Genomic DNA, 22,070 nt, shown 5'->3' with positions numbered 1-22,070 from the left:
GTTCCCCCTTTCCCCGACAAAAGACGCCCCTCCCGGCGCGAAGAAGAGGACCAAAGCATGACCAACAGCAAAGACGATTGGCGCAAACTGGCCGAGAAAGAGCTGCGTGGCCGCCCGCTGGATGATCTCAACTGGGACACGCTGGAAGGCATCGAGGTGCAACCGCTCTACACCGCCGAGGACACTGCGGATCTGCCTCATATGGGCGGCATGCCGGGCTTTGGCCCCTTTACCCGTGGGGTGAAGGCGACGATGTACGCGGGCCGTCCCTGGACCATCCGCCAATACGCCGGTTTCTCCACCGCCGAAGAATCCAACGCCTTTTACCGCAAAAACCTTGCGGCGGGTCAGCAGGGGGTCTCGGTCGCTTTCGACCTGGCCACCCACCGCGGCTATGACAGTGATCATGAACGGGTGGTTGGCGACGTCGGTAAGGCCGGTGTGGCGATTGACTCGGTTGAGGATATGAAAATCCTCTTTGACGGCATCCCGCTGGATAAGGTTTCGGTCTCGATGACCATGAACGGTGCCGTGATCCCGATCCTGGCAAACTTCATCGTGGCCGGTGAAGAGCAGGGCCATGACAAGAGTCTGTTGGCAGGCACCATTCAGAACGACATTCTGAAAGAGTTCATGGTGCGCAACACCTATATCTACCCGCCTGAGCCCTCGATGCGGATCATCTCGGACATCATCGAATACACGTCGAATGAGATGCCCAAGTTCAACTCGATCTCGATCTCCGGCTACCACATGCAGGAAGCGGGCGCGAACCTGGTGCAGGAATTGGCCTACACGCTGGCCGATGGCCGTGAATATGTGCGCGCTGCGATCAACGCGGGCATGGATGTGGACAAATTTGCGGGCCGCCTGTCGTTCTTCTTTGCGATTGGCATGAACTTTTTCATGGAGGCCGCCAAACTGCGGGCCGCGCGGATGCTGTGGCATCGCATCATGACCGAGTTTGGCGCCAAGTCCGAACGTTCGAAAATGCTGCGGACCCACTGCCAAACCTCGGGGGTCAGCCTGCAGGAACAGGATCCCTATAACAACGTGATCCGCACCGCCTATGAGGCGATGTCAGCGGTGCTGGGCGGCACCCAGTCACTGCACACCAACGCATTAGACGAAGCCATTGCCCTGCCCACCGAGTTTTCGGCGCGGATTGCACGCAACACCCAGATCATCCTGCAGGAAGAAACCGGTGTGACCAATGTGGTCGACCCGCTGGCGGGCTCCTACTATGTGGAAAGCCTGACCAATGAGCTGGCCGAGAAGGCCTGGGCGCTGATCGAAGAGGTCGAGGACATGGGCGGCATGACCAAGGCCGTGGCCTCGGGCATGCCGAAATTGCGAATCGAGGAATCCGCGGCGCGGCGTCAGGCGATGATCGACCGCGGCGAAGAAGTCATCGTGGGCGTGAACAAATACCGACTGTCCGAGGAAGACCCGATCGACATTCTGGATGTGGACAACGTGGCGGTGCGCGAAAGCCAGATCGCCCGTCTGAACCAGATCCGCGACACCCGCGATGAGGCGGCGTGCAGCGCTGCGCTGGAGGCTTTGACCAAAGGCGCCTCCGAGGGCGGCAACCTGTTGGCGCTGGCTGTCGAAGCCGCCCGCGCCCGTGCAACAGTAGGGGAAATCAGCATGGCAATGGAGAAGGAATTTGGCCGTCACCGCGCCGAGGTAAAGACCCTCGCCGGGGTCTATGGTGCCGCCTATGAAGGGGACGAAGGCTTTGCCGCCATTCAGAAATCCATCGAAGCCTTTGCCGAGGAAGAGGGCCGTCGCCCACGACTGTTGGTGGTCAAGATGGGCCAGGATGGCCATGACCGCGGCGCCAAAGTGATCGCCACCGCCTTCGCCGACATCGGCTTTGACGTCGATGTCGGTCCGCTGTTCCAGACCCCCGCCGAGGCGGCGCAGGATGCCGTAGACAATGACGTGCACGTGGTCGGGATCTCGTCCCAAGCCGCCGGTCACAAAACCCTTGCACCGCAGCTGATCGAGGCGCTGAAGGACAAAGACGCCGAAGACATCATCGTGATCTGCGGCGGGGTGATCCCGCAGCAGGATTATGAATTCCTGCAAAACGCCGGTGTGAAAGCGATCTTTGGCCCCGGCACCAACATTCCCGAAGCCGCCGAGGATATCCTGAAGCTGATCCGCGAAGCCCGCGCCTGAGGCATCTGGGTCTTCTGGGGGGAGGGCTTTGCCCTCTGCGCCCCTCCTGTGGAGGGCCGCATTCACCCAGGATATTTGCGCCAAGAAGAAAGCGCAGGAAACGGATCGTCTGGTTCGGTTCAGATTTTTAAACTTCCCGGCAGAAACCTGTCGGGGAGTTTGTTTTGAAGACCACCTCTTTGGACCTGCGCAGCCTGGCGCTGCTTGTGAGCCTTGCCGCTGTCTGGGGCGGCTCTTTCATCTTTGCGGAACTGGCGCTGCGGGAGGTGCCACCTCTGACGATCACCCTGCATCGGGTGGTCTGGGCGGTGCCGGCCTTATGGGCTGTGTTGGCATTGCGGGGGCAGGTGTTGCCTCGGACGACGCGGTTCTGGCTGGGCGCATTGGGCATGGGGCTGTTGAACAATGCGCTGCCGTTTTCGCTGATTTTCTGGGGCCAGCAGCAGATCGATGCCGGGTTGGCCGCGATCCTCAATGCCACCACAGCGATGTTTGGCGCGGTTGTTGCGGGGCTGCTGTTGCCCGACGAGCCGCTGACCCGCAACAAACTGGCGGGGGCTGTGTTGGGCCTTGTCGGAGTGGTGATTGTGATGGGGCCAAAGGCGTTTGGGGCGTTTGATCCTGCCAATCTGGCGCAGCTGGCGGTGCTGGCGGCGGCGCTGTCTTATGCGTTTGCCAGCGTGTGGGGCAAGCGGATGCTGGGGGATCATCCGCCTTTGGTTAATGCAACCGGCATGTTGATCAGCGCCGCTGTGCTGATGGTGCCGCTGGTGCTGCTGCTGGAGGGGGTGCCGCGTCTGGACCTAACTTTGTCCACCTGGGGGGCGTTGGGGGGGGCTGGCGCTGCTGTCGACCTCACTGGCCTACGGGCTCTATTTTGCCATTCTGCGGCGGGCGGGGGCGGCGAACCTGATGTTGGTGACGCTAATGATCCCACCCTTTGCAATCGGGCTTGGCGTGCTGCTGTTGGGCGAGGGTCTGACGGCAAACGCAGGGATTGGATTTGTGGTGATCGGGCTTGGGTTTGTGGTGACAGATGGACGTCTTTTGTCAGGGCGTCACCGGGTGCTGCGGCCGAGGCGCGGGGGGAACAACGGCTAGCGGCACACATAAGAAAAAGGCGCTCTCCTCGGAGAGCGCCTTTCTGCAATCTTAAGGTGGGAAGGGTCAGGCCGCTTCGGCCTCACCCTCTTCGCTCTCTTCCTTCTCACGGCCAGCCAGCAGCAGAGCACCAGCGCCCAGAATGGCAGAGATGGCGGAGCCGGAGAGAACCCCCAGACGCACCTGGTTCATCATCGAGGCGTCTGCAAAGCTCAGCGAGCCGATGAAGAGCGACATGGTAAAACCGATGCCAGCCAGACAGGCGACGCCATAGATGTGCATCCAGTTTGCGCCATGTGGCATCCGGGCCATGCCACCGTTGACCATTGCATAGGTGATGCCAAAAACACCGATCTGCTTGCCCAGAACTAGACCCAGCGCAATGCCGAGCGGCAGCGGTGCAAAGAGATCCGCAAAGGTCATGCCCTGCAGCACCACACCAGCGTTGGCGAAGGCAAAGATCGGAATGATCAGATAAAGCACATAGGGTGTCAACGCATGTTCCAGCGAGTGCAGCGGGCTTTTACCCCATTTGTCTTTCAGCGGGATGCAGAAGGCGGTGATCACACCGGCCAGCGTGGCGTGGACGCCAGACTTCAGCACGAAGAACCACATGATCACTCCCAGAAGGATGGCCGGGGCCACACGGTGGGCGCCTTTGAGGTTCAGGTAGACCAGACCCGCCAGCGGCAGGAGTGACAGGTAGAGGTAGTCGATCTTCAGTTCCGCCGTGTAGAACAGCGCAATGATCACAATCGCGCCTAGGTCATCAAGGATGGCCAGTGTCAGCAGAAACACTTTCAGTGAGGAAGGGGCCCGGGTGCCCATCAGCGCCAGAATGCCCAGAGCAAAGGCAATATCGGTGGCGGCAGGGATCGCCCAGCCGGAAATTGACGGCAGGCCCCAGTTGAAGGCGGCGAAAATCAGCGCGGGCACGATCATGCCGCCGACAGCGGCCATGCCGGGCAGGATCACATCGGCGGGGTTCTTCAGCTTGCCTTCCATCATCTCGCGCTTCAACTCAAGCCCGATCAGGAAGAAGAAGATCGCCATCAAACCATCGTTGATCCACAGGATCAGCGGTTTCTTCAGGCCCTCGCCATCCAGGGTAACTGCCAGATAGCTGCCCAGCACACCCTCATAGGTTCCCGACAGGGCCGAGTTTGCTACGATCAGAGCAGCAACAGCCGAGAGCATCAATAAGATGCCGCCCGAGGCCTCATGTCTGAAAAATTTGTCAATTGCGCGCAGCAGCATTGCGTTTCCTTTGCTCTGAATCCAAGTTTTACGCCGAAATGGGTTGAATTTAACTTGGTTCAATACCAACGACTGGGGAGAAAAACAATTTAATGCTTGTTTTAGACCATTTAGCGGTTGCGTCGAATTCATTGGCTGAAGGCGCGGCCTTTGTGGCTGAAAAGCTGGGGATAACGATGGCGCCCGGTGGGCAGCATCCGCGTTTTGGAACGCATAACCTCTTGATAGGGTTGGAAGATGACCTTTACCTCGAGGTGATTGCAATTGATCCAGAGGCCAAGCCCCCCAAAGATCCGCGCTGGTTTGACCTCGACAGTTTTGAAGGACCGCCAAGGTTGCACAACTGGATCGTGCGCTGCGACGATATGTCAGCAGCGCTGCCACAGTTGCCAGACGGGGCAGGGCGCGCGGTGGCGCTGGCGCGGGGGGATCTGCGCTGGAAAATGGCGGTGCCGGAAACCGGTAAACTGCCCTTTGATGAGGTCTGTCCTGCCCTGATCGAGTGGCAGGGGCGGCATCCGGCAGCCTCCTTGCCGCAGAGCGGGGCGCGGTTGAAAGAACTGGTGCTGCGCCATCCCGCGGCCGCGGCCCTTGCGGCGCAGATCCAGCCCGTGATGCAGGATGTGCGGCTGCGGTTTGAAACGGCCGCCGTGCCAGCGATGCGGGCGTGTTTTGAGATCGATGGAGAACACCGGTGGCTGTGATCCGCGATGCCTGCGCCGAAGACGCCGAAGCTATTGCCGCGATCTGGAACCAGATCATCCGTGACACCACCGTGACGTTCACGACCTCGGAAAAAACGTCTGCGAGCATCGCCGCTGACATCGCCGCGCGTCAGGCAGCGGGACGTGGTTTTCTGGTGGCAGAGCACCAAGGCACGGTTCTGGGCATGGCCTGCTATGGCCCGTTCCGCGCGGGGCCGGGCTACCGGATGACGATGGAACATACCATCTATCTGTCCGAAGCTGCCAAGGGGCAGGGCCTAGGCCGGCAGCTGTTGCAGGCTTTGGAACGGCACGCCCGCACCGCCGGTCATCATGTTCTGATCGGGGCGGTCAGTGGTGAAAACGCTGCTGGCATCTCTTTTCACAAGGCGCTGGGCTATGCTGAGGTAGGGCGCCTGCCGGACGCGGGGCATAAATTCGGCCGCTTTCTGGATATGGTGTTGTTGCAGAAAACCCTGTGATCCCTATGCTGCATTTGCAATATGGCCCTGACAGTCACGCGCCAGCAGGATAGACTAGACCCCATGTCCATTTGGAAACGCATAAGCGAGGCGCTGAGCGCCCTTACCGGCGGCGAGCCGCTGAGCGAGATCTTTGAACGTCTGCGCACCCCACCGGAACGTTCTGTGGCGTTTACAATTGCGGTGATTGCATTGTCGGCCAAAATGGCCAAAGCGGATGGTTTGGTGACCCGAGATGAGGTCACCGCCATGCGCGAAGTGTTCCAGATCGCGCAAGAGGATGAGGCGGGCGCGGCCCGTGTCTTTAACCTTGCGCGGCGGGATGTGGCAGGGTTCGAAGATTACGCGCTGCGGATCCGGCGGATGTTCAGTGGCGCAGACGCCTGCCTTTGTGACCTGATGGAGGGGCTGTTCCACATCGCGATGGCCGATGGCACCTATCATCCGGCCGAGGATGATTTCCTGCATCAGGTGGCCGATATTTTCGGCATTCCCGAACATGAGTTCCGCGCCCTGCGGGCCCGTTTTGTGCCGGACGCCGCACCCGATCCCTTCTCGGTTCTGGGGGTTGCGCCGGACACGCCCTATGCTGAGATCCGCAAAGTCTGGAAACGGCTGGTGCGCGACACCCATCCCGATGCGATGATGGCCCGTGGTGTGCCCGAGGAAATGGTGCAGATGGCGGAAAAGCGGATGATTGACCTCAACCGCGCCTGGGAAGAAATCACCCAAACCAAAGGGCCTGAGGCCGCTTGATGCGCATCGCCACCTACAATGTCGAATGGTTCAATTCGCTTTTCGATGATGCGGGGGCGTTGGTGGAGGATGGCGGCTGGTCGTCGCGCCGCGATGTGACGCGGCAGCAGCAGATCACCGCGCTGGGCATTGTCTTTACCGCGCTGGATGCGGATGCCGTCATGGTGATCGAGGCACCCGACCAGAACTCCCGCCGGGATACGGTGCGGGCACTGGAAGGCTTTGCAGCCAAGTTTGATCTGCGCGCGCGGCGGGCGGTGATCGGGTTTGCAAATGACACCCAACAGGAAATTGCGCTGCTTTATGATCCCGACGTGCTGACCGTCCGCCATGATCCGGTGGGCGAAGAAACCGGCAAAAAGGGCAGCCGTGCGGCGCCACGTTTTGACAGCGTGTTTCGCATCGATCTGGATGTCGATGCGCATGAGGATCTGGTGCGTTTCTCCAAACCACCGCTGGAACTGGCACTGGAAACCAAATCCGGCTTTGCCTTCCGCATGATCGGGGCGCATCTGAAATCCAAAGCACCCCATGGGGCGCGAGGGCGGGATGCGGTGATGCGGGCCTCAATCGCGAACCGGCGCAAACAGTTGGCGCAGGCGATTTGGCTGCGGCAGCGGGTGGAGCAGCATCTGGAGGATCAGGTGCCGTTGATGGTACTGGGCGATCTGAACGATGGTCCCGGTCTGGATGAATATGAGGACCTGTTTGGCCGGTCTTCGGTGGAGATTGTGCTGGGTGAGGCGGCGGGTCCCTGCCTTTATGACCCACATGCCCGGCTGGCATTGCGCAATCGCTGGGCGCAGCCGACCACTTCGCGGTTCTATATCGCGGACGAAAAACGCTACCTGCAGGCGCTGTTGGATTACATCATGGTGTCACCTGATCTGCGCGCGCTTAAGCCGTCTTGGCGGATCTGGCATCCCTTTGAAGATGAGGGATGTTTTGCGGTGCCAGAGCTGCGCGAAGCCCTGCTGACGGCCTCGGACCATTTTCCGGTGGTGATGGATATCGATTTGCCCTGACGTAGCCGCGTCTACACGCCTCATGGGCGAAAACCGGCGCATATTCACACGGGCCTCGGAACGACTCGGGACATGCGGTATACTGAAGCTATGAAACGGTTTCTGATCTCTGCGGCCCTTGCGGCCAGCCTGACAATGCCCTTGGCCCCCGCCGGACTGGCGGAGGAGGATGACGGGTTTTCCCTGATGGAAGAAGGCGCCAAACTGTTCATGCGCGGCATCATCCAGGAGATGGAACCGGCGATTGAAGAGCTGAACGAGTTGAGCCAAGAGCTGGAGCCCGCGCTGAAGCAGATGATGCAGGAAATGGGCCCCGCCTTTGCCGAACTGCTGGACAAGGTGGATGACATCACGATGTATCATCCGCCTGAAATGCTGCCGAACGGCGACATCATCCTACGCCGGAAACAGCCAGAGGAGGTGGAACCACCCGAAGAGGGCGGTGCCATCGACCTGTGACGGAGTGGTTTAACGGATCTTAACCGTCACCTCCGCGTCCAGCGATCGCGCAAGCGAGTTCAGACGGCTTTCGGCCACCTCTCCAAACAACGGCTCTGCGTCCTTTGACAAGATCAGATGCAGCTCTTTTTTCTTGGGAAACAGCCGAAACTCGCCAATTTTCTGGTCCGCCTTGGGCCAGAGCATCGCCCCAAACCGCATCGCCTTGCCCAGAACCTCGGCCTCCTGAATGGCTTTTTCGTCAAGAATATCAAAGATCTCACCGAAGCGGCTGTCATCGCGGCTGTTTTTGTACCGGTGCATCAGTGCCAACCCCAGAAACACCCGTTCCGAATGGCGCAGGCCACCAAGGTTGGCGCGGGTCACCGTATCAAAACAGACCTCGGCGCGGTAATCGGGATGGGCGCGCCAGCTGACGTCGTGCAGCAGACAAGCCGCCTTCACCAAACGTTTGCGTTCCCACTTGGCTGATTTGAACAGCGGCAAGACAAAGTCATAAAGGCTGCGGCCAAATCCGGGCAGACGGGCGTCTTTGGCCTCGGCAAAACGGGCAGCTTCGATCAGCGGGTCGCGTTCTCGTAACTGATCGGGCATCTGTTCATAAAGCAGCCCTTCGCGGATCCCGTAAGAAGAAATGGCGATGTCATGCGGTTTGAAGGTGCGGATCAGCCGTTTCAGAACTTCGCAGGCAATCGGTACAAGGATCATCCGCGCCTCAGAGATACCGCAGCTTTTGCGCAGGGCGTCGACACCCTGTTCCTCGACATAGGCGATGGTGTCGCGGACCGATTTGGCGGTCATCCGGTATTCATGCAGCACGTGCAACGGATAGCCACGCCGGACCATGTCGATCTTGGCTATCGCACGCCAGGAGCCACCGACCAGAAACAGGCGGTTCGGCTGCGGCCCCATCTGTTCGGCCAGTTCCTCCATCACGGCTGTGATATGGGCTTTGCGGCCTTTTTTGCCGCCGGGCACATCGCGCAGTTTCAGAGGACCCAGCGAAGAGGTGACCCGTTTGCCAACCTTGCCGTCGTGGATCTCGGCCAGCTCCAGCGAAGAGCCGCCGATGTCGCAGATCAGACCGTAGGCACCGGGCCAGCCCAGAAGCACCCCCTGCGCCGAAAGCCGCGCTTCTTCTTCGCCGTCGATGACATGCACCTTGATGCCGGTCTCTCGTTCGACCTCGGCTACAAAATCGGGGCCATCACTTGCCTCGCGCACCGCGGCGGTGGCAACCGCTGTAAGGGTGGGGGCATCCATGCCCTCGGCCAGTTTCTGAAACCGGCGCATTGCAGACAGAGCCCGGGCGCGACCTTCCGGGTTCAACGTGCCGGTTTCGGCCAGCCCCGCGCCAAGCGCACACATGATTTTTTCGTTGAAGAAATAGGCGGGCGAACGGGCTGCCCCATCAAAGACCACCATCCGCACCGAGTTTGAGCCCACATCGATCACCCCAACGCGACCAAGGGCGCGTGACGCCGGATCGTTGAACAGCGGGCGGCCAAAGGGCCCCCAGTCTTCCGCAGCTTGAACGTCAGAGGCCGGGGCCTCAGCGGCAGGGGTGCGGGTGTCCGTCATGGGGCGACTCCTTCACTTGGTCCCCCATTGATGCAACGCCCCGCCGGTGGGGTCAATCATCCGTATGTGTCAGTTTCGGCACGTCTTTTGCGCCCGCTGAACCGCGCCCTGACAGGGATGGGTTTTCCATGAAGAACCGGTGCGTGTTGAAGTTGAACGCGCCTTCCTTGCGTTCGGCCCGCGCAAACTTACCATCCGGCCCCATGACCCAGCTTTGCGCCACATCGGCCAGGTTTGCGGCCATCACCTGACTGACGATCTGGGCCTTCACGGTGGGGTTGGTGATTTCCACCAATGTTTCCACCCGCCGGTTCAGGTTGCGCCCCATCCAGTCGGCGGAGGACATGTAGACCTTGGCCTTTTTCGCAGGCAGCCCATGGCCATTGCCAAAACAGGCGATACGCGAATGTTCCAGAAACCGGCCGACAACCGATTTTACCCGAATATTGTCGCTGAGGCCCTTGATACCAGGCCGCAGCCCGCAGATGCCGCGGATCACCAGGCTGATTTTCACCCCGGCTTGAGAAGCTTTGTAAAGGCCGTCGATGATCTCAGGATCGATCAGCGCGTTCATCTTGGCCCAGATCTCAGCCGGGCGGCCCGCACGGGCGTGTTCGGCCTCTTTCTCAAAATTCTCCAGCAGGCGCTGTTTCAGGCCAACAGGGGAAATGGCGAGGTTTTCCAAACCCTCGGGTTCGACATAACCGGACAGGTAGTTGAAAACCTTGGTTGCATCGCGCCCCAGTTTGGCGTCACAGGTAAACAGGCTGAGGTCAGTGTAAATCCGCGCGGTGATCGGGTGGTAGTTGCCCGTGCCGTAATGGGTGTAGGTCACCAGACGATCCCCTTCACGCCGCACCACGGTAGAGATTTTGGCGTGTGTTTTCAGATCGACAAAGCCATAGACCACGTGGGCGCCCGACCGTTCCAAACGGCGCGACTGGCGGATGTTGGCGGCTTCGTCAAAACGGGCCTTCAGTTCCACCAGTGCAGTGACGGATTTGCCATCCTCGGCCGCTTCGCACAGCGCTTCTACAATGGGAGAGTCTTTGGAGGTTCGGTACAGCGTCTGTTTGATCGCCACCACATTGGGATCCGCCGCCGCCTGTTTCAGGAAGCGCACCACCATGTCGAAGGTTTCGTACGGATGGTGCAGCAGCATGTCTTTCTGCTTGATTGCCGCAAACATATCGCCGTCGAAATCCTGCACCCGTTCTGGCACCCGTGGGGTGAAACTGGGCCACAGCAGGTCGGGGCGGTCGTCCACCACCAACTCTTTTACATCGGCGATACCGATCATGCCCTGCACCTCGACGATTTCGTCCGCGTCGACATGCAGTTCTTCGGTAATGACCCGTTTCAACATTGTCGGCGCATCGGAGGAGATCTTCATCCGCACCACTTCGCCGCGCCGCCGCCGTTTCAGGGCCACCTCAAATTCGCGGACGAGGTCTTCGGCCTCTTCCTCGACCTCCAGATCGCTGTCGCGCAACACCCGGAATGTACATTGCCCCTTCATCACATAGCCGGGGAACAGCTTGTCGGTGAACAACAACAACAGCTCTTCCAAAGGCAAAAATCGCAGGCTGCGCCCTTCCGAGGGTAATTGCACAAAGCGGCTGATCTGCTGCGGGATCGGCAGGAGGGTGATCAGCTGTTTTTTGCTGCCACGCCGTTCCATCTGCAGGGCCAGCGAAAAACCGGTGTTGGGGATGAAGGGAAACGGGTGTGCCGGATCCACCGCCAGGGGGGACAGAACAGGGAACACCTTGTTAAGGAAAAACTCTTCCAGATAGGCCATGTCCGCCTCTGGCACGCCGTCACGGTCCAGCAGGTGAATATCCGCCTCGCAAAGCTCTTTGCGCAGGGCGGTGAAAATGCCCTGTTGGCGGGTCATCAGATTGCGGGCGTCTTCGTTGATAAGGGTCAGCTGCTCGGCCGGGGTCAGACCGTCCGCAGCGGGCCGTGTCCGGCCTTCGCGTTTCAACTCGCGCAGGCCTGCAACGCGGACGGTGTAGAATTCATCCAGGTTGGTTGCCGATATGGACAGGAACCGCACCCGTTCCAGCAACGGCACCTTGGGGTTTTCCGCCTCTTCCAGCACCCGCCAGTTAAACCCCAGCCAGCTCAGCTCACGGTTAAAGAAGCGGCCCGGGCCTTCGCGGTCCAGATCGGGGAGGTCAACAGGCTCCGCAAAGGGAGCGTTCAGGAAATCTGCTTGGGACATGAGGCGCTTATGCTCGCTTCATATGAACAATTGATGACGGAGTCTGCCGCCCTCAGCCGGGATTGTCCAGCAGGTCCGGCAGTTCACTTTGTCCTAGCACCTCTGCCGCCAGTTTGCGCGTCACTGGGCGTTTGCGCGACAGGGCTTCGCGGTCAATCGCCGCCACCAGATCCGCCGCCGCGTCAAAGCTGCGGTCCATGCGGGACACCAGATAGGCAATCACATCCGGCGCGGGCATCAATTGCCGGTCGGCAAACAGTTTCGCCACCACCGCCGAAAGCAGCTGGTCGTCGGGCTGTTCCAGATTGACCGATTGGGTGCCCTGCATCCGGCTCATTAGATCGGCCAGGGTGATGCCCCAGAGATGCGCCGGACGGTCCGCCGTAACCAGCAGCGGGAACCCTTCGGCCAGCACCAGATTGTGCAGGTGAAACAGCGCCTCTTCCAGCGGGCGGAGGCCCGCAATATCCTGCACATCCTCGACCACCACAGGCCCCATCGCCACGGCGGGAATTTCCACATCACAAAGGTCCACAGCCCGTAGGATCAGCGCCCCGGAGGTCGCCGCCCACACATGCGCCAAATGGGTTTTGCCCGCCCCTTTGGGGCCAATCAGGGCCAGTTTGCGACCCGCCCAGCTTTGCCAGCTTTCCAGCAGCACCACGGCCATCGCATTGGCCGGCGAGACAAAAAAGTCCGCACGCCCCAGCGCGGGACGCACTGGCAGGTCAAAGCTTAATTGGCGTTGGTTCACTCTTCGCGCTTTCCGGCGTGGCCCTGATACAGTCGGCCGCTCTTGTAATTGGCGATGCCAAAACGGGCAACCACACCAATGGCTGCCGCCACTGGCACCGCCACCAGCATTCCGACAAAGCCAAACAGCGTGCCAAAGACCGACAGGGCAAAGATCAGCCAGACCGGATGCAGCCCGACGGAACTACCTACCAGTTTGGGGGTCAGCACGTTGCCTTCCATCACCTGACCCAGCACAAAGATCCCGGCAACCAGCCCAATCGACAGCCAGTCGCCCCAGAACTGGAACAGCGCCAGCCCAATGGCCAGGGCGCCGCCAAACAGCGCACCAATATAGGGGATAAAGGTCAGGGCACCGGCGACAAAGCCAACCACTAGACCAAACTGCAGCCCGACCAGCATCAGTGCAATGGCGTAATAGCCTCCCAGCACCAGACAGACCGTGCCCATGCCGCGGATAAAACTGGCCAGCGTTGCGTCGATTTGGCTGGCCAGATGGCGGATGTTGGGGGCGTGGTCCAGCGGCAGCATCTCATCCACCTTGGCCACCATGTTGTCCCAGTCCAGCAGCAGGTAGAAGGCCACCACCGGCACAATCACCAGCAACATCACCACATTGATGATCGACAGCGCCGAGCTGAAGATCGCATTCAGCAATTCGCCGCCTTTGGACTGGATCGTCTGACCTGCCTGCTGCAACGACTGGTTCAGCGTCGAGCTTTCGTCCAGAATCTGCGGGAACTGGGTGGTCAGGAAGGCCCAGAGGTCATTGAACAGCTGCGGCACCACCTCGATGAGGGCGAGGGACTGGTTGATCAGTGTCGGCACCACCAGCAGGATCAGCAGCACAAAGGCACAGACTGCCACCAGCGTGATGATCACCGTCGCCAGCACACGGCTCGCGCCCCATTCTTCCAGCTTGTCCGCCACCGGATCCAGGAAATAGGCAATGGCGCCGCCCAAAACAAAAGGCAGCAGCACGTCGCCCAGATACCAAAGCACCACCGAAAAGGCGACCGTGGCCACACCCCAATATCCAACCTGTTCCTTCACCGGCAAAGCCATGATCACGCCCCTGTGGTTCGTTTTTTCGTTGTTTCCCTATGTCGTTGGTTCTGCCGCTTAGATCAAGAGGGCAGGGTTGCGGGACGCAGGGCCAGCGGGGTCTTGCTGCCTTTGGAACAGGGCTTTGTGTCCCCCGGTGTCGCCCAAGCCGCAATCCCTCTTGTCTGCCTTGCCGCCCTCTTCTAAACCCGTTGCAAACCAAGTTAGCCAATCCCAAGGGGTCATTCATGCGTCTGTCGCGCTATTTCCTGCCCGTTCTGAAAGAAAACCCGTCCGAGGCGCAGATCGTCAGCCACCGTCTGATGCTGCGCGCCGGCATGATCAAACAGCAATCCGCCGGGATCTATTCCTGGCTGCCTCTGGGCTTCAAGGTGCTGCGCAAGATTGAAAATATTGTGCATCAGGAACAGATCCGCGCCGGGCACATTCCGATGCAGATGCCGACCCTGCAGTCTGCCGATCTGTGGCGCGAGTCGGGGCGCTATGACGGCTACGGCGAAGAAATGCTGCGGATGCAGGACCGTCACGGTCGCGACATGCTGTTTTCGCCTACCGCGGAGGAACTGTTCACCGATGTGTTCCGCGCCCATGTGAACAGCTACAAAGACCTGCCGCTGACGCTTTATCAGATCCAGTGGAAATTCCGCGATGAGATCCGCCCGCGTTTCGGTGTGATGCGGGGCCGCGAGTTCTACATGAAAGACGGCTACAACTTCGACCTCACCAAAGAGGACGCGCTGCACGCCTATAACCGCCACCTCGTCAGCTACTTGCGCACCTATGAGCGCATGGGCCTGCAGGCGATCCCGATGCGCGCCGATTCCGGCCCCATCGGCGGCGATGACACCCATGAATTCCTGGTGCTGGCCGAAACCGGCGAGTCCGAAGTGTTCTACGACCGCGAAATCACCGATCTGACCTTCGGCGAGCGCGAGATCGACTATAACAGCGTCGAACAGTGTCAGGCCGTGCTGGAAGAGTTCACCTCGCGCTATGCCCGCACCGATGAGACCCATGATGAGGCGCTCTTCAACGAGGTGCCTGAGGAACGCCGCTGCGTTGCGCGCGGCATTGAGGTTGGCCAGATCTTCTACTTCGGCACCAAATATTCAGAAGCGATGGGCGCCAAGGTGCAGGGGCCGGATGGCAAGCCGACCGAAGTCCACATGGGCAGCCACGGCATCGGTGTCTCGCGCCTTCTGGGTGCCATCATTGAGGCTAGCCATGACGACAACGGCATCATCTGGCCGGAAGGTGTCACCCCGTTCCACGTCGGTATTGTGAACCTGAAACAGGGCGATGAGGCCGCCGATGCTGCCTGTGAGGCGCTTTACAACAGCTTCACCGCTGTGGGTCTGGAACCGCTGTATGACGACCGCAAGGAACGCGCCGGTGGCAAGTTCGCCACCATGGACCTGATCGGCCTGCCCTGGCGCATCACCGTGGGCCCGCGCGGTCTGAAAAACGGTGTTGTCGAACTGACCAGCCGCCGCACCGGTGAAAGCGTAGAGATGACCCCGGAACAGGCGGTCGAGAAGATCATCGAGATCTACGCCCCCCATCGCGTCAACGTCTTCTGACCAACCCGAGCCTTGTAGAACCAAAGGCCACCCCCAGCGGGTGGCCTTTACTTTTGTCTCAGGCCAGCACCGGCATTTTCCGGCGGGGCGGTCCGGCCAGCTTCTCGATCAGCCAGATATTCACAACCCACCCGGCAACCTGCAAGGTTTCTTCCATCAGTAAATGGCCTTCACCAAAGACAGCCATGAAAGGCAATAGAAGGAAAGGCAGCGTGCCCGCCGTCAAGGCCAGCCCATAAGCGCGCAACATCCAGCGGCCATGGGTGGCGAAGTCTCTTTTCCGGATGGCCTGCACCGCAAGCATCAGTGCGACGAGCCAGAACACCCCGGCCAAAAGCCGTCCCCAATACAGCACGGGGCCGCTGATTGCAGGCCAGGCCAGCGTGATCCAGATCCCGCTTAGGGCACCAACTAGCGAAACCGCGATCATCACTCGCCCCATCCGCTGATGCAGCGCCCGATGATCGCGGCGAAACCCTGGCAGGACTTGCATGCCGCCCAGGACCAGAAACAACACAGACGCCCCACCGTGAAGGCCAAGGGCCCAAAGCGGTACTGCGGATTGCGGCAAAAGCGGTTGCGCGGTGATCCCCTCGTAAGCACGGGTTAACATGATCGCAACGGGGACCAGCATGGCCACAAACAACAGCAGTTTCAACGACAGGCGGGACTTGGACTGCGCGGCCATAATCGGGATCCTCAAGGCAAAGACATCTCACAAAACTCTGGATCGCATACCCCATCCAGTTTGACACTTCCCCAAAAACGTATCGTTTTCATGCAAAAGTGAAGAGACTTGCGCCGTTTGCCTTGCCACACGGACTTTTCCACTGATCAGCCGGATTCCGCTAGCCTCCTCGCGCATCTTCTGGCGGGATGCATAAATCCTGCTTTGCGGCTAAGTTGGCCAAAAGGGAGGGCAGGATGATCCTGAGAGCGGTGACAGTGATGGCCGGGCTTGCGGGAGCGGGGGTGAGCTCGCAGTTTCCGGAGTTTTCGCAACAATATGCCCAGCGGCTTGGCGGGGCGGTGGATGAATTGACAACGGTGATTGCCGATTTTGATGCCACTGCGGCGGCCTCAAACCTCAGCCGCACGGAGGCGTTGGAACAGATGCAAGGCACGGATTTCCTCACCCGCCGCCGCGCCGATATGGAGCGGACGATTGACCGGCACGCAGATCTCTCGGAGGCGCTCACCGCGTTGCAGAACGCCGGGCCCTTCATGCGGGCCTATCAGCTGCGCCACCTCACAGATCGCGACATCGCCACCCGCGCTTATGAGGCCTATCAGCCCGCCGTTCCTCTGACGCTGGAGGGCGGTGTGTTTGCCGGTGTGGGCTTCCTCGGCGGGGCTGGTCTGTTGTCGGCGCTCCTTGGCCTGCTGCGGTTGGTGTTCCGGCGCCGCGCCGCCACATCTGCAGGCTAACGGGCTGAAACACTTGACCTTCCTTCCGGGCTGGGTCAGTCCTGAGCACGACACAATCGCGATGAGGCCGATATGGCGGGCAAAACCCCTCCTTTTGCACGATTTGAATGGATGATCGCCTGGCGCTACCTGCGTGCACGGCGGGCCGAGGGCGGGGTCAGCGTGATGACCTGGATTTCTCTGATCGGGATCACTTTGGCAGTGTTCGCACTGATCGCCACGCTGGCCGTGCGGGCCGGGTTCCGGGCGGAATTTGTGGACACCATTCTGGGCGCCAATGCGCATGTGACCGTTTACAGCATCGGCACCGTTGATCCGCAGACCGGCAAAATAGACCGCTCTATCCCCGAATATGAGGCAATGGCCGCGCGTTTGCGTGAGGTGCCCGGGGTGACCCGCGTCGCGCCTCTGGTCAAAGGTCAGGTGATGGCCAACCGCGCCAGCTACAACGCCGGGATCGAGGTCTACGGCATCTCGTTGGAAGACCTGAAAACCATCCCGCGCATCGTGAACCCTGAAACCGGCTATGGGGACATTTCCCGCTTTGGCGAAGGCATCGCCATCGGGTCCGGCGTGGCCCGCGAACTGGGTGTTGCGGTGGGCGACAAGATCAAGGTTATTTCCCCCAACGGTGTGAAAACCGCCTTTGGCACCTCGCCGCGGGTGAAAGCCTATGAGGTGGTCTATGTCTTCTCGGCGGGGCGTTATGACATCGACCGCGTGCGGGTCTACATGCCCTTCACCGAAGCGCAGACCTATTTCAATCGCGACAATGCCGCGGATGAGCTGGAGGTGATGGTTGCCGCCCCTGAACGGATTGAGGATTTGGCGCTGCCGCTGCTCAGGGCGGGTGGCGAGGGCACGCAGCTCTGGACCTGGCGTGATGCCTCGGGCGGGTTCCTCCGGGCCTTGGACATTGAAGACAACGTGATGTTTGTGATCCTGTCGATCCTGGTGCTGATTGCGGCGATGAACATCGTGTCGGGGTTGATCATGCTGGTCAAAAACAAAGGTCGCGACATTGGTATCCTGCGCACGATGGGGTTGACCGAAGGCGCGGTGCTGCGGGTGTTTTTCATCTGCGGGTCGCTGACGGGAATTGTCGGGACATTGGCCGGAGTGGCATTGGGCTGTCTCTTTGCGTTTTATATCGACCCGATTTTTGGCTTTGTGAACTGGATGGCTGGCGGGCAGGCCTGGGACCCCTCGATCCGCGGCATTTACCATCTGCCAGCCAAGCTGCAATTTGGCGATGTGATGACGGCGATCAGCCTGTCGCTGGGCCTGAGCTTTGTTGTGACGATTTTCCCCGCCCGCCGGGCAGCGCGGATGAACCCGGTGGAGGCGCTGCGTTATGAGTGATCCGGTTCTGAACCTTTCTGGCCTGACCAAGACTTACGCCCAGGACAGCGCCAATCCTGTCACCGTTCTGCGCGGGGTGGATCTGGCGATCCAGCCCGGCGAAGTGGTGGCTCTGGTGGCGCCTTCTGGCGCTGGTAAATCCACCCTGCTGCATATCGCGGGGTTGCTGGACACGCCGGATCAAGGGGCGGTGACGCTCTGTGGCAAACCGATGACCGATCAGTCGGACCGTCGCCGCACCCGCGCGCGGCGTGAAGATGTCGGCTTTATCTACCAGTTCCATCACCTATTGCCCGAGTTCACGGCCTTGGAAAACGTAGTGCTGCCACAGCTGGCCAATGGAATTGCCCGCAGTGAAGCGGTGACGCGAGCCTCGGACCTGTTGGCGCGGGTTGGTGTTGGCGACCGCGCCGATCACCGCCCCGCTGCCCTCTCTGGCGGCGAGCAGCAGCGGGTGGCCTTCTGTCGGGCGTTGGCCAATGAGCCACGGCTGTTGCTGGCGGATGAACCCACCGGCAATCTGGACCCGGGCACCTCGGATCAGGTGTTTGACGCGCTGATGACGCTGGTGCGCTCCACCGGCATGGCGGCGCTGATCGCGACCCATAATCTGGAGCTGGCGGGCCGTATGGACCGGATGCTGCGACTTGAGGCGGGGCAGCTGGTGTAAGCATTGCTGCTTTGATTGCGCTGGGCTTGACGAACAGCTGTTATCACGTAAATTCGGCCGCTTTTTGAAAGGGGATTTCCGATGCAACGTGTGATGATTGTGGGCCAGCCCGGGGCAGGAAAATCGACCATTGCGCGTCAGATCGGCGAAATCACGGGCCTGCCGGTGGTGCACATCGACCAGATCCACTGGCAACCCGGCTGGGTCGAACGGGACCGCGCCGAAAAGACCCGTCTTTGTCAGGAGGTGCACGCCCGCGATCAATGGATCTTTGAGGGCGGGCATTCGGCGACATGGGCTGAACGGTTGGAACGGGCGGACACCTTCATCTGGATCGACCTGCCGCTAGGCCTGCGCTACCGCCGGGTGTTCTGGCGGATGCTGCGCCATTGGGGTCAAAGCCGCCCGGATCTGCCGGAAGACTGCCCCGAACAGTTCTCTTTTGAGTTTTATCGCTGGATCTGGGACACCCGCCATTCCGGGCGGCGCGGGGTGCAGCGCTGTCTCGACAAGGCGGATGAGGGCACCCGCAGCTATCATCTGCAAAGCCCCGCAGCGGTGGCGCAGTTTCTGGAGCATCTGGCGGCGGAACACGGTACGGAGGTGCCAGCGCGGCGCTGACCACAATCTGATCCGTGTCAAAGCGGAGCCTTTTCGGATCTGGCAGGCTGTCTAAGCAGGCAGTCAACCCGAAAGGAGGCCCCCGATGTTTCGATCCCGACACAGCCAACACGCGCGCACCCCTCTCGATTTCCGCAAACGCCCGCCGCAGGGGCACAGACGGTTTCAGGCAGGACGCAGGCCGGTCCTGCGCACCGTTGTGATCTGTGCGCTGATCTTGATGGTGCCAGCCATGGCCAAGGCGCAAGTGATCGACACTCGTGCCGAGGTGGAGGCGGGCCGTGTCCTTTACATGACCCATTGTGCCAGCTGCCATGGGCTCGAGGCGGACGGGCAGGGACCGATGGCGGCGGTGTTGATGGTGCAACCTAAAGCGCTGTCCGATCTGAGCAGATCCAACGCAGGCACCTTCCCGATGCAGCGTGTCATTGAACGGATTGACGGCCGCGACCCGCTGGTCAGCCACGGGTCCTCCATGCCGGTCTATGGCGATTTTTTCCAAGGCGATGACCGCGCGATGAAGGCGGATAACGGCCAGCCTGTTATCACCAGCGGGCCGATTGTTGATCTTGTGACCTATCTGCGGAGCATTCAAGAATGACGTGTAAATCCCTTCTCTTGGCGGCGCCTGTGACGCTGATAGTCAGCGCCTGTGTGGCGCCTCAAGACACTGCGATGCCCGAACCCGGCGAAGGCGCCGCACTGTATCAGCAAAACTGCGCGGTCTGCCATGGCGCAGATGGTAAAGGCGGCGCGGATCTGGCGGGGCCCGCAAACAGCCCCGCCGATCTGACGCTTCTGGCGCAGGGCAACGGTGGGGTGTTCCCCCGCGCGGCGGTGCTGTCCACCATCGATGGCTACAATCGCATGGCGTTGGGTGACCAAAGGATGCCAGAGTTTGGCGGCTTTCTGGAAGGCGGCACCGTGCCGATGGATGTGGGCGATGGCCGCATGACGCCGGTGCCCCGCCCATTGGCCGCACTGGTGACTTATCTGGAGACCCTTCAGGCCGAATAGCGCGCCGTGCAGACGGGGATCAGTCGCAGATGCCTTCGATCTTGGCACCTTTCCAAGGAACGGTCGCCAGCGCGTCCACCCGTGTCTGGATCAACCGCACCGGCATCACCTCGGCTAGCATATCATGCAGCCGTTTGGTCCGCGCGGCCTGCGGTGCTAGCGCGCGGCAGCAGGTGAACTCTTCGACAATGGCGGCCTGTTGTTCATAGGGGAAGCTCAGGAAATCCGGCTGGCTGTCCAGCTCAAACAGGTAGGGATCATGGCCCGGACGATGTTCCCTTGCGGCGCGCCAGGGGGAGTAGCCGGTCACTTTGCGGTTCTGCCATTGCCAGACATGGGTCATCTCATGGGCAAAAAGCATCAGGTCATAGAGGTTGGTGGCTGGCTTGCCCTCGACCACATATTCCTGTGTGAAGTCAGAGCGGTAAAGGTTCTTACGGTAGAGCACTTTCTGATAGAGCGCAATCGCGGCAGGGGAGCTTTCGAACGTGTCGCCTTCAAACGGCGGAAAGATCCGTTCCTGACAGGTGACGCGGGGCCGCGCCTTGTAGCGCATATTGAAACTGCGGGCGAAATGCCCGTTCACAAACCGCACCCGGGCAGGATCCACCTGATCCCCATAATAGGTTTCCGCATAGGCCTCTTCCGCCTCCGTCAGGGGACGTCCACAGGCGGCGAGGCCAAGAAGCAGGGCCAGAAACAGGATCACACGCATGGGGCTATCTGGCCACGATGGCAACGAAAGGTCCAGCGGTTGATTGGGTTAATGCAGAATGTGCATCGGCAACAGATGTTCCGGCGTCGACGCCTGGGTGGACATGAAGGAAAACGCGGTGATCGCAAGGGCAGAGCCCAGAACAAGGGTGATGAAACGCAAAACCTTAACCTCTTACCTGTTACTGGACCGGTGCAAACGGCGCATCGGTCCCAGAGCCCTCTGGCCCCTATTCACTTAAACGGGGCCAGAGGCGCTGATTTTAGCCTGCCGTCACGGTAGGAACCGCTATGGCATTTTCACTTGTCGCGCCGGGGATCGCCGCGATGGCTGACAGGGCTGAGGCAGCTATGACCCAGCCCAATACGATGGGCAGAAATCGCATGGGGTGGCCTCTCAGGTTAGGGTGCAAAACATGCGCAAGCAGACTGCAAATGTCTTGCCAAGTGGTTAAAGCAACGGCCGGAAGTGTCAGGGATTTTAAACTTATCTTGTGGATAACTGCGCAACCCCCGCAAATTCTGGTAGGAGTCAGCGCAATGCCACCAGATCGGCCCGTTTTACCTCGTTCAGGATCACATTGGTCTGCGCCCCTGCCACGGCCTCAATCCGGAACAGCACCTCTTCCAGAAAACTGTTGTAGGAGGAGATATCCTCGACCAGCACCCGCAGGTGATAATCCGCCTGTCCGGTGGTGGCGTAGCATTCCAGCACCTCACGACGTTCGCCGATTACGCGAATGAAATCCTTCAGTTTTTCAGGATCGTGGCGGGTCAGTTGCACATGGACAATCGCATGAAACCCCAACCCCAACTTCTCCAGCGCCAGCTGCGCGCCATATCGGCGGATCAGACCGTAGTCTTCCAGCGCCCGGATGCGGCGCCAGCAGGATGAGGTGGACAGCCCCGCCTGTTCCGCCAGGTCGGCGTTGGACATGCGGCAGTCGCGTTGCAGAAGCTCCAGTAGGGTAAGATCGCGGTCATCAAGCTGCATGAGAAGTGAGTCCAGTTTGCGCAGGTCCGCCGGGGCAGTTCTGCCAGCCGCCGGACAATTTGGAGATAGTTAACCGCATTTGTGCTA

22 protein-coding genes and 1 pseudogene are annotated in these 22,070 nt (G+C 60.3%); 15 read left to right on the top strand and 8 right to left on the bottom strand.

The genetic code is table 11. The features are described from left to right. The first annotated feature begins 57 nt into the window (after positions 1–57). The 3 genes and pseudogenes from scpA to SIC14_RS00350 all read left to right on the top strand — a co-directional run bounded on the left by scpA (position 58) and on the right by SIC14_RS00350 (position 3,288). Entirely contained in the window at positions 58–2,187 is a 2,130-nt protein-coding gene (gene scpA / locus SIC14_RS00360; RefSeq protein ID WP_412563877.1) for a methylmalonyl-CoA mutase, read from the top strand. A 206-nt stretch (positions 2,188–2,393) separates the two neighbouring features. Next, positions 2,394–2,720 (top strand): annotated as a pseudogene (locus SIC14_RS00355) (EamA family transporter); the annotation flags it as partial. Positions 2,721–3,024: 304 nt separating this feature from the next. Further along, on the top strand, positions 3,025–3,288 hold the full coding sequence (locus SIC14_RS00350; RefSeq protein ID WP_412565912.1) for an EamA family transporter: 264 nt from the start codon (positions 3,025–3,027) through the stop codon (positions 3,286–3,288). Between the two features lie 66 nt (positions 3,289–3,354). On the opposite strand, the gene nhaA is transcribed toward SIC14_RS00350, so the two are convergent. Next, positions 3,355–4,545, bottom strand: a complete 1,191-nt coding sequence (nhaA, locus tag SIC14_RS00345) for a Na+/H+ antiporter NhaA (protein WP_412563876.1) — start codon at positions 4,543–4,545, stop codon at positions 3,355–3,357. A gap of 92 nt (positions 4,546–4,637) precedes the next feature. Between nhaA and SIC14_RS00340 the strand changes: the two genes are divergently transcribed. The 5 genes from SIC14_RS00340 (at position 4,638) to SIC14_RS00320 (ending at position 7,971) form a co-directional block, all read left to right on the top strand. Beyond that, entirely contained in the window at positions 4,638–5,249 is a 612-nt protein-coding gene (locus SIC14_RS00340) for a VOC family protein (RefSeq protein WP_412563875.1), read from the top strand. After that, the gene (locus SIC14_RS00335) at positions 5,240–5,731 is read left to right on the top strand and encodes an N-acetyltransferase family protein (protein ID WP_412563874.1); all 492 of its coding nucleotides are present in this window, start codon (positions 5,240–5,242) and stop codon (positions 5,729–5,731) included. Before SIC14_RS00340 ends, SIC14_RS00335 begins: the two co-directional genes overlap by 10 nt. 63 nt (positions 5,732–5,794) lie before the next feature. After that, positions 5,795–6,487 (top strand): TerB family tellurite resistance protein, encoded by a 693-nt coding sequence (locus SIC14_RS00330; protein WP_412563873.1) that lies wholly within the window; start codon positions 5,795–5,797, stop codon positions 6,485–6,487. After that, positions 6,487–7,512, top strand: coding sequence for an endonuclease/exonuclease/phosphatase family protein (locus SIC14_RS00325; RefSeq protein WP_412563872.1), 1,026 nt, complete (start codon positions 6,487–6,489; stop codon positions 7,510–7,512). Before SIC14_RS00330 ends, SIC14_RS00325 begins: the two co-directional genes overlap by 1 nt. A gap of 72 nt (positions 7,513–7,584) precedes the next feature. Next, positions 7,585–7,971, top strand: a complete 387-nt coding sequence (locus SIC14_RS00320) for a hypothetical protein (protein ID WP_412563871.1) — start codon at positions 7,585–7,587, stop codon at positions 7,969–7,971. Between the two features lie 9 nt (positions 7,972–7,980). On the opposite strand, the gene SIC14_RS00315 is transcribed toward SIC14_RS00320, so the two are convergent. Genes SIC14_RS00315 through SIC14_RS00300 form a run of 4 tightly spaced genes read right to left on the bottom strand, consistent with a single transcriptional unit; the run spans position 7,981 to position 13,597 of the window. Beyond that, positions 7,981–9,552: a Ppx/GppA family phosphatase gene (locus tag SIC14_RS00315; RefSeq protein ID WP_412563870.1), complete on the bottom strand. Its 1,572-nt coding sequence runs from the start codon at positions 9,550–9,552 to the stop codon at positions 7,981–7,983. A gap of 52 nt (positions 9,553–9,604) precedes the next feature. Beyond that, positions 9,605–11,779 (bottom strand): RNA degradosome polyphosphate kinase, encoded by a 2,175-nt coding sequence (locus SIC14_RS00310; RefSeq protein WP_412563869.1) that lies wholly within the window; start codon positions 11,777–11,779, stop codon positions 9,605–9,607. A gap of 52 nt (positions 11,780–11,831) precedes the next feature. Beyond that, positions 11,832–12,533 (bottom strand): DnaA ATPase domain-containing protein, encoded by a 702-nt coding sequence (locus SIC14_RS00305; RefSeq protein WP_412563868.1) that lies wholly within the window; start codon positions 12,531–12,533, stop codon positions 11,832–11,834. Then, the gene (locus SIC14_RS00300) at positions 12,530–13,597 is read right to left on the bottom strand and encodes an AI-2E family transporter (protein ID WP_412563867.1); all 1,068 of its coding nucleotides are present in this window, start codon (positions 13,595–13,597) and stop codon (positions 12,530–12,532) included. The genes SIC14_RS00305 and SIC14_RS00300 overlap by 4 nt, the downstream gene beginning before the upstream one ends. 227 nt (positions 13,598–13,824) lie before the next feature. On the opposite strand from SIC14_RS00300, the gene proS reads away from it, so the two are divergent. Continuing rightward, a complete protein-coding gene (gene proS / locus SIC14_RS00295) occupies positions 13,825–15,177 on the top strand; it encodes a proline--tRNA ligase (protein ID WP_412563866.1) in 1,353 nt (450 codons plus the stop codon). A 58-nt stretch (positions 15,178–15,235) separates the two neighbouring features. Here proS and SIC14_RS00290 read toward each other — a convergent pair whose 3' ends face one another. Then, positions 15,236–15,865 carry a DUF2306 domain-containing protein gene (locus tag SIC14_RS00290; RefSeq protein WP_412563865.1) on the bottom strand — a complete coding sequence of 210 codons (630 nt, stop codon included), beginning with the start codon at positions 15,863–15,865 and terminating at the stop codon, positions 15,236–15,238. 236 nt (positions 15,866–16,101) lie between these two features. On the opposite strand from SIC14_RS00290, the gene SIC14_RS00285 reads away from it, so the two are divergent. The 6 genes from SIC14_RS00285 (at position 16,102) to SIC14_RS00260 (ending at position 20,275) form a co-directional block, all read left to right on the top strand. Further along, the gene (locus SIC14_RS00285; RefSeq protein WP_412563864.1) at positions 16,102–16,605 is read left to right on the top strand and encodes a DUF2937 family protein; all 504 of its coding nucleotides are present in this window, start codon (positions 16,102–16,104) and stop codon (positions 16,603–16,605) included. Between the two features lie 72 nt (positions 16,606–16,677). Continuing rightward, positions 16,678–17,967: a lipoprotein-releasing ABC transporter permease subunit gene (locus tag SIC14_RS00280; RefSeq protein WP_412563863.1), complete on the top strand. Its 1,290-nt coding sequence runs from the start codon at positions 16,678–16,680 to the stop codon at positions 17,965–17,967. Beyond that, positions 17,960–18,637 carry an ABC transporter ATP-binding protein gene (locus tag SIC14_RS00275; RefSeq protein ID WP_412563862.1) on the top strand — a complete coding sequence of 226 codons (678 nt, stop codon included), beginning with the start codon at positions 17,960–17,962 and terminating at the stop codon, positions 18,635–18,637. The genes SIC14_RS00280 and SIC14_RS00275 overlap by 8 nt, the downstream gene beginning before the upstream one ends. An 81-nt stretch (positions 18,638–18,718) precedes the next feature. Then, entirely contained in the window at positions 18,719–19,258 is a 540-nt protein-coding gene (locus tag SIC14_RS00270) for an AAA family ATPase (RefSeq protein WP_412563861.1), read from the top strand. Between the two features lie 85 nt (positions 19,259–19,343). Further along, positions 19,344–19,859, top strand: a complete 516-nt coding sequence (locus tag SIC14_RS00265) for a c-type cytochrome (RefSeq protein WP_412563860.1) — start codon at positions 19,344–19,346, stop codon at positions 19,857–19,859. Then, positions 19,856–20,275: a c-type cytochrome gene (locus tag SIC14_RS00260; protein ID WP_412563859.1), complete on the top strand. Its 420-nt coding sequence runs from the start codon at positions 19,856–19,858 to the stop codon at positions 20,273–20,275. The genes SIC14_RS00265 and SIC14_RS00260 overlap by 4 nt, the downstream gene beginning before the upstream one ends. 19 nt (positions 20,276–20,294) lie before the next feature. On the opposite strand, the gene SIC14_RS00255 is transcribed toward SIC14_RS00260, so the two are convergent. Next, positions 20,295–20,990, bottom strand: a complete 696-nt coding sequence (locus SIC14_RS00255) for a hypothetical protein (RefSeq protein WP_412563858.1) — start codon at positions 20,988–20,990, stop codon at positions 20,295–20,297. Between the two features lie 531 nt (positions 20,991–21,521). Further along, positions 21,522–21,983, bottom strand: a complete 462-nt coding sequence (locus tag SIC14_RS00250) for an Lrp/AsnC family transcriptional regulator (protein WP_412563857.1) — start codon at positions 21,981–21,983, stop codon at positions 21,522–21,524. Positions 21,984–22,070 lie beyond the last annotated feature (87 nt).

It is taken from the genome of Thalassobius sp. MITS945101 (assembly GCF_047123305.1).
Classification (GTDB): Bacteria; Pseudomonadota; Alphaproteobacteria; order Rhodobacterales; family Rhodobacteraceae; genus Thalassobius.
The sequence above is the reverse complement of the archived record's forward strand: the minus strand, read 5'-3'. Positions and strand labels throughout refer to the sequence as shown.

Bases quoted from the DNA above. Each gene is read 5' to 3' on its own strand.
- scpA (WP_412563877.1), top strand. From the start codon at position 58: ATGACCAACAGCAAAGACGATTGGCGCAAACTGGCCGAGAAAGAGCTG.
- nhaA (WP_412563876.1), bottom strand. From the start codon at position 4,545: ATGCTGCTGCGCGCAATTGACAAATTTTTCAGACATGAGGCCTCGGGC.
- SIC14_RS00340 (WP_412563875.1), top strand. From the start codon at position 4,638: ATGCTTGTTTTAGACCATTTAGCGGTTGCGTCGAATTCATTGGCTGAA.
- SIC14_RS00330 (WP_412563873.1), top strand. From the start codon at position 5,795: ATGTCCATTTGGAAACGCATAAGCGAGGCGCTGAGCGCCCTTACCGGC.
- SIC14_RS00325 (WP_412563872.1), top strand. From the start codon at position 6,487: ATGCGCATCGCCACCTACAATGTCGAATGGTTCAATTCGCTTTTCGAT.
- SIC14_RS00320 (WP_412563871.1), top strand. From the start codon at position 7,585: ATGCGGTATACTGAAGCTATGAAACGGTTTCTGATCTCTGCGGCCCTT.
- SIC14_RS00315 (WP_412563870.1), bottom strand. From the start codon at position 9,552: ATGACGGACACCCGCACCCCTGCCGCTGAGGCCCCGGCCTCTGACGTT.
- SIC14_RS00310 (WP_412563869.1), bottom strand. From the start codon at position 11,779: ATGTCCCAAGCAGATTTCCTGAACGCTCCCTTTGCGGAGCCTGTTGAC.
- SIC14_RS00300 (WP_412563867.1), bottom strand. From the start codon at position 13,597: ATGGCTTTGCCGGTGAAGGAACAGGTTGGATATTGGGGTGTGGCCACG.
- proS (WP_412563866.1), top strand. From the start codon at position 13,825: ATGCGTCTGTCGCGCTATTTCCTGCCCGTTCTGAAAGAAAACCCGTCC.
- SIC14_RS00290 (WP_412563865.1), bottom strand. From the start codon at position 15,865: ATGGCCGCGCAGTCCAAGTCCCGCCTGTCGTTGAAACTGCTGTTGTTT.
- SIC14_RS00285 (WP_412563864.1), top strand. From the start codon at position 16,102: ATGATCCTGAGAGCGGTGACAGTGATGGCCGGGCTTGCGGGAGCGGGG.
- SIC14_RS00280 (WP_412563863.1), top strand. From the start codon at position 16,678: ATGGCGGGCAAAACCCCTCCTTTTGCACGATTTGAATGGATGATCGCC.
- SIC14_RS00275 (WP_412563862.1), top strand. From the start codon at position 17,960: ATGAGTGATCCGGTTCTGAACCTTTCTGGCCTGACCAAGACTTACGCC.
- SIC14_RS00270 (WP_412563861.1), top strand. From the start codon at position 18,719: ATGCAACGTGTGATGATTGTGGGCCAGCCCGGGGCAGGAAAATCGACC.
- SIC14_RS00265 (WP_412563860.1), top strand. From the start codon at position 19,344: ATGTTTCGATCCCGACACAGCCAACACGCGCGCACCCCTCTCGATTTC.
- SIC14_RS00260 (WP_412563859.1), top strand. From the start codon at position 19,856: ATGACGTGTAAATCCCTTCTCTTGGCGGCGCCTGTGACGCTGATAGTC.
- SIC14_RS00255 (WP_412563858.1), bottom strand. From the start codon at position 20,990: ATGCGTGTGATCCTGTTTCTGGCCCTGCTTCTTGGCCTCGCCGCCTGT.
- SIC14_RS00250 (WP_412563857.1), bottom strand. From the start codon at position 21,983: ATGCAGCTTGATGACCGCGATCTTACCCTACTGGAGCTTCTGCAACGC.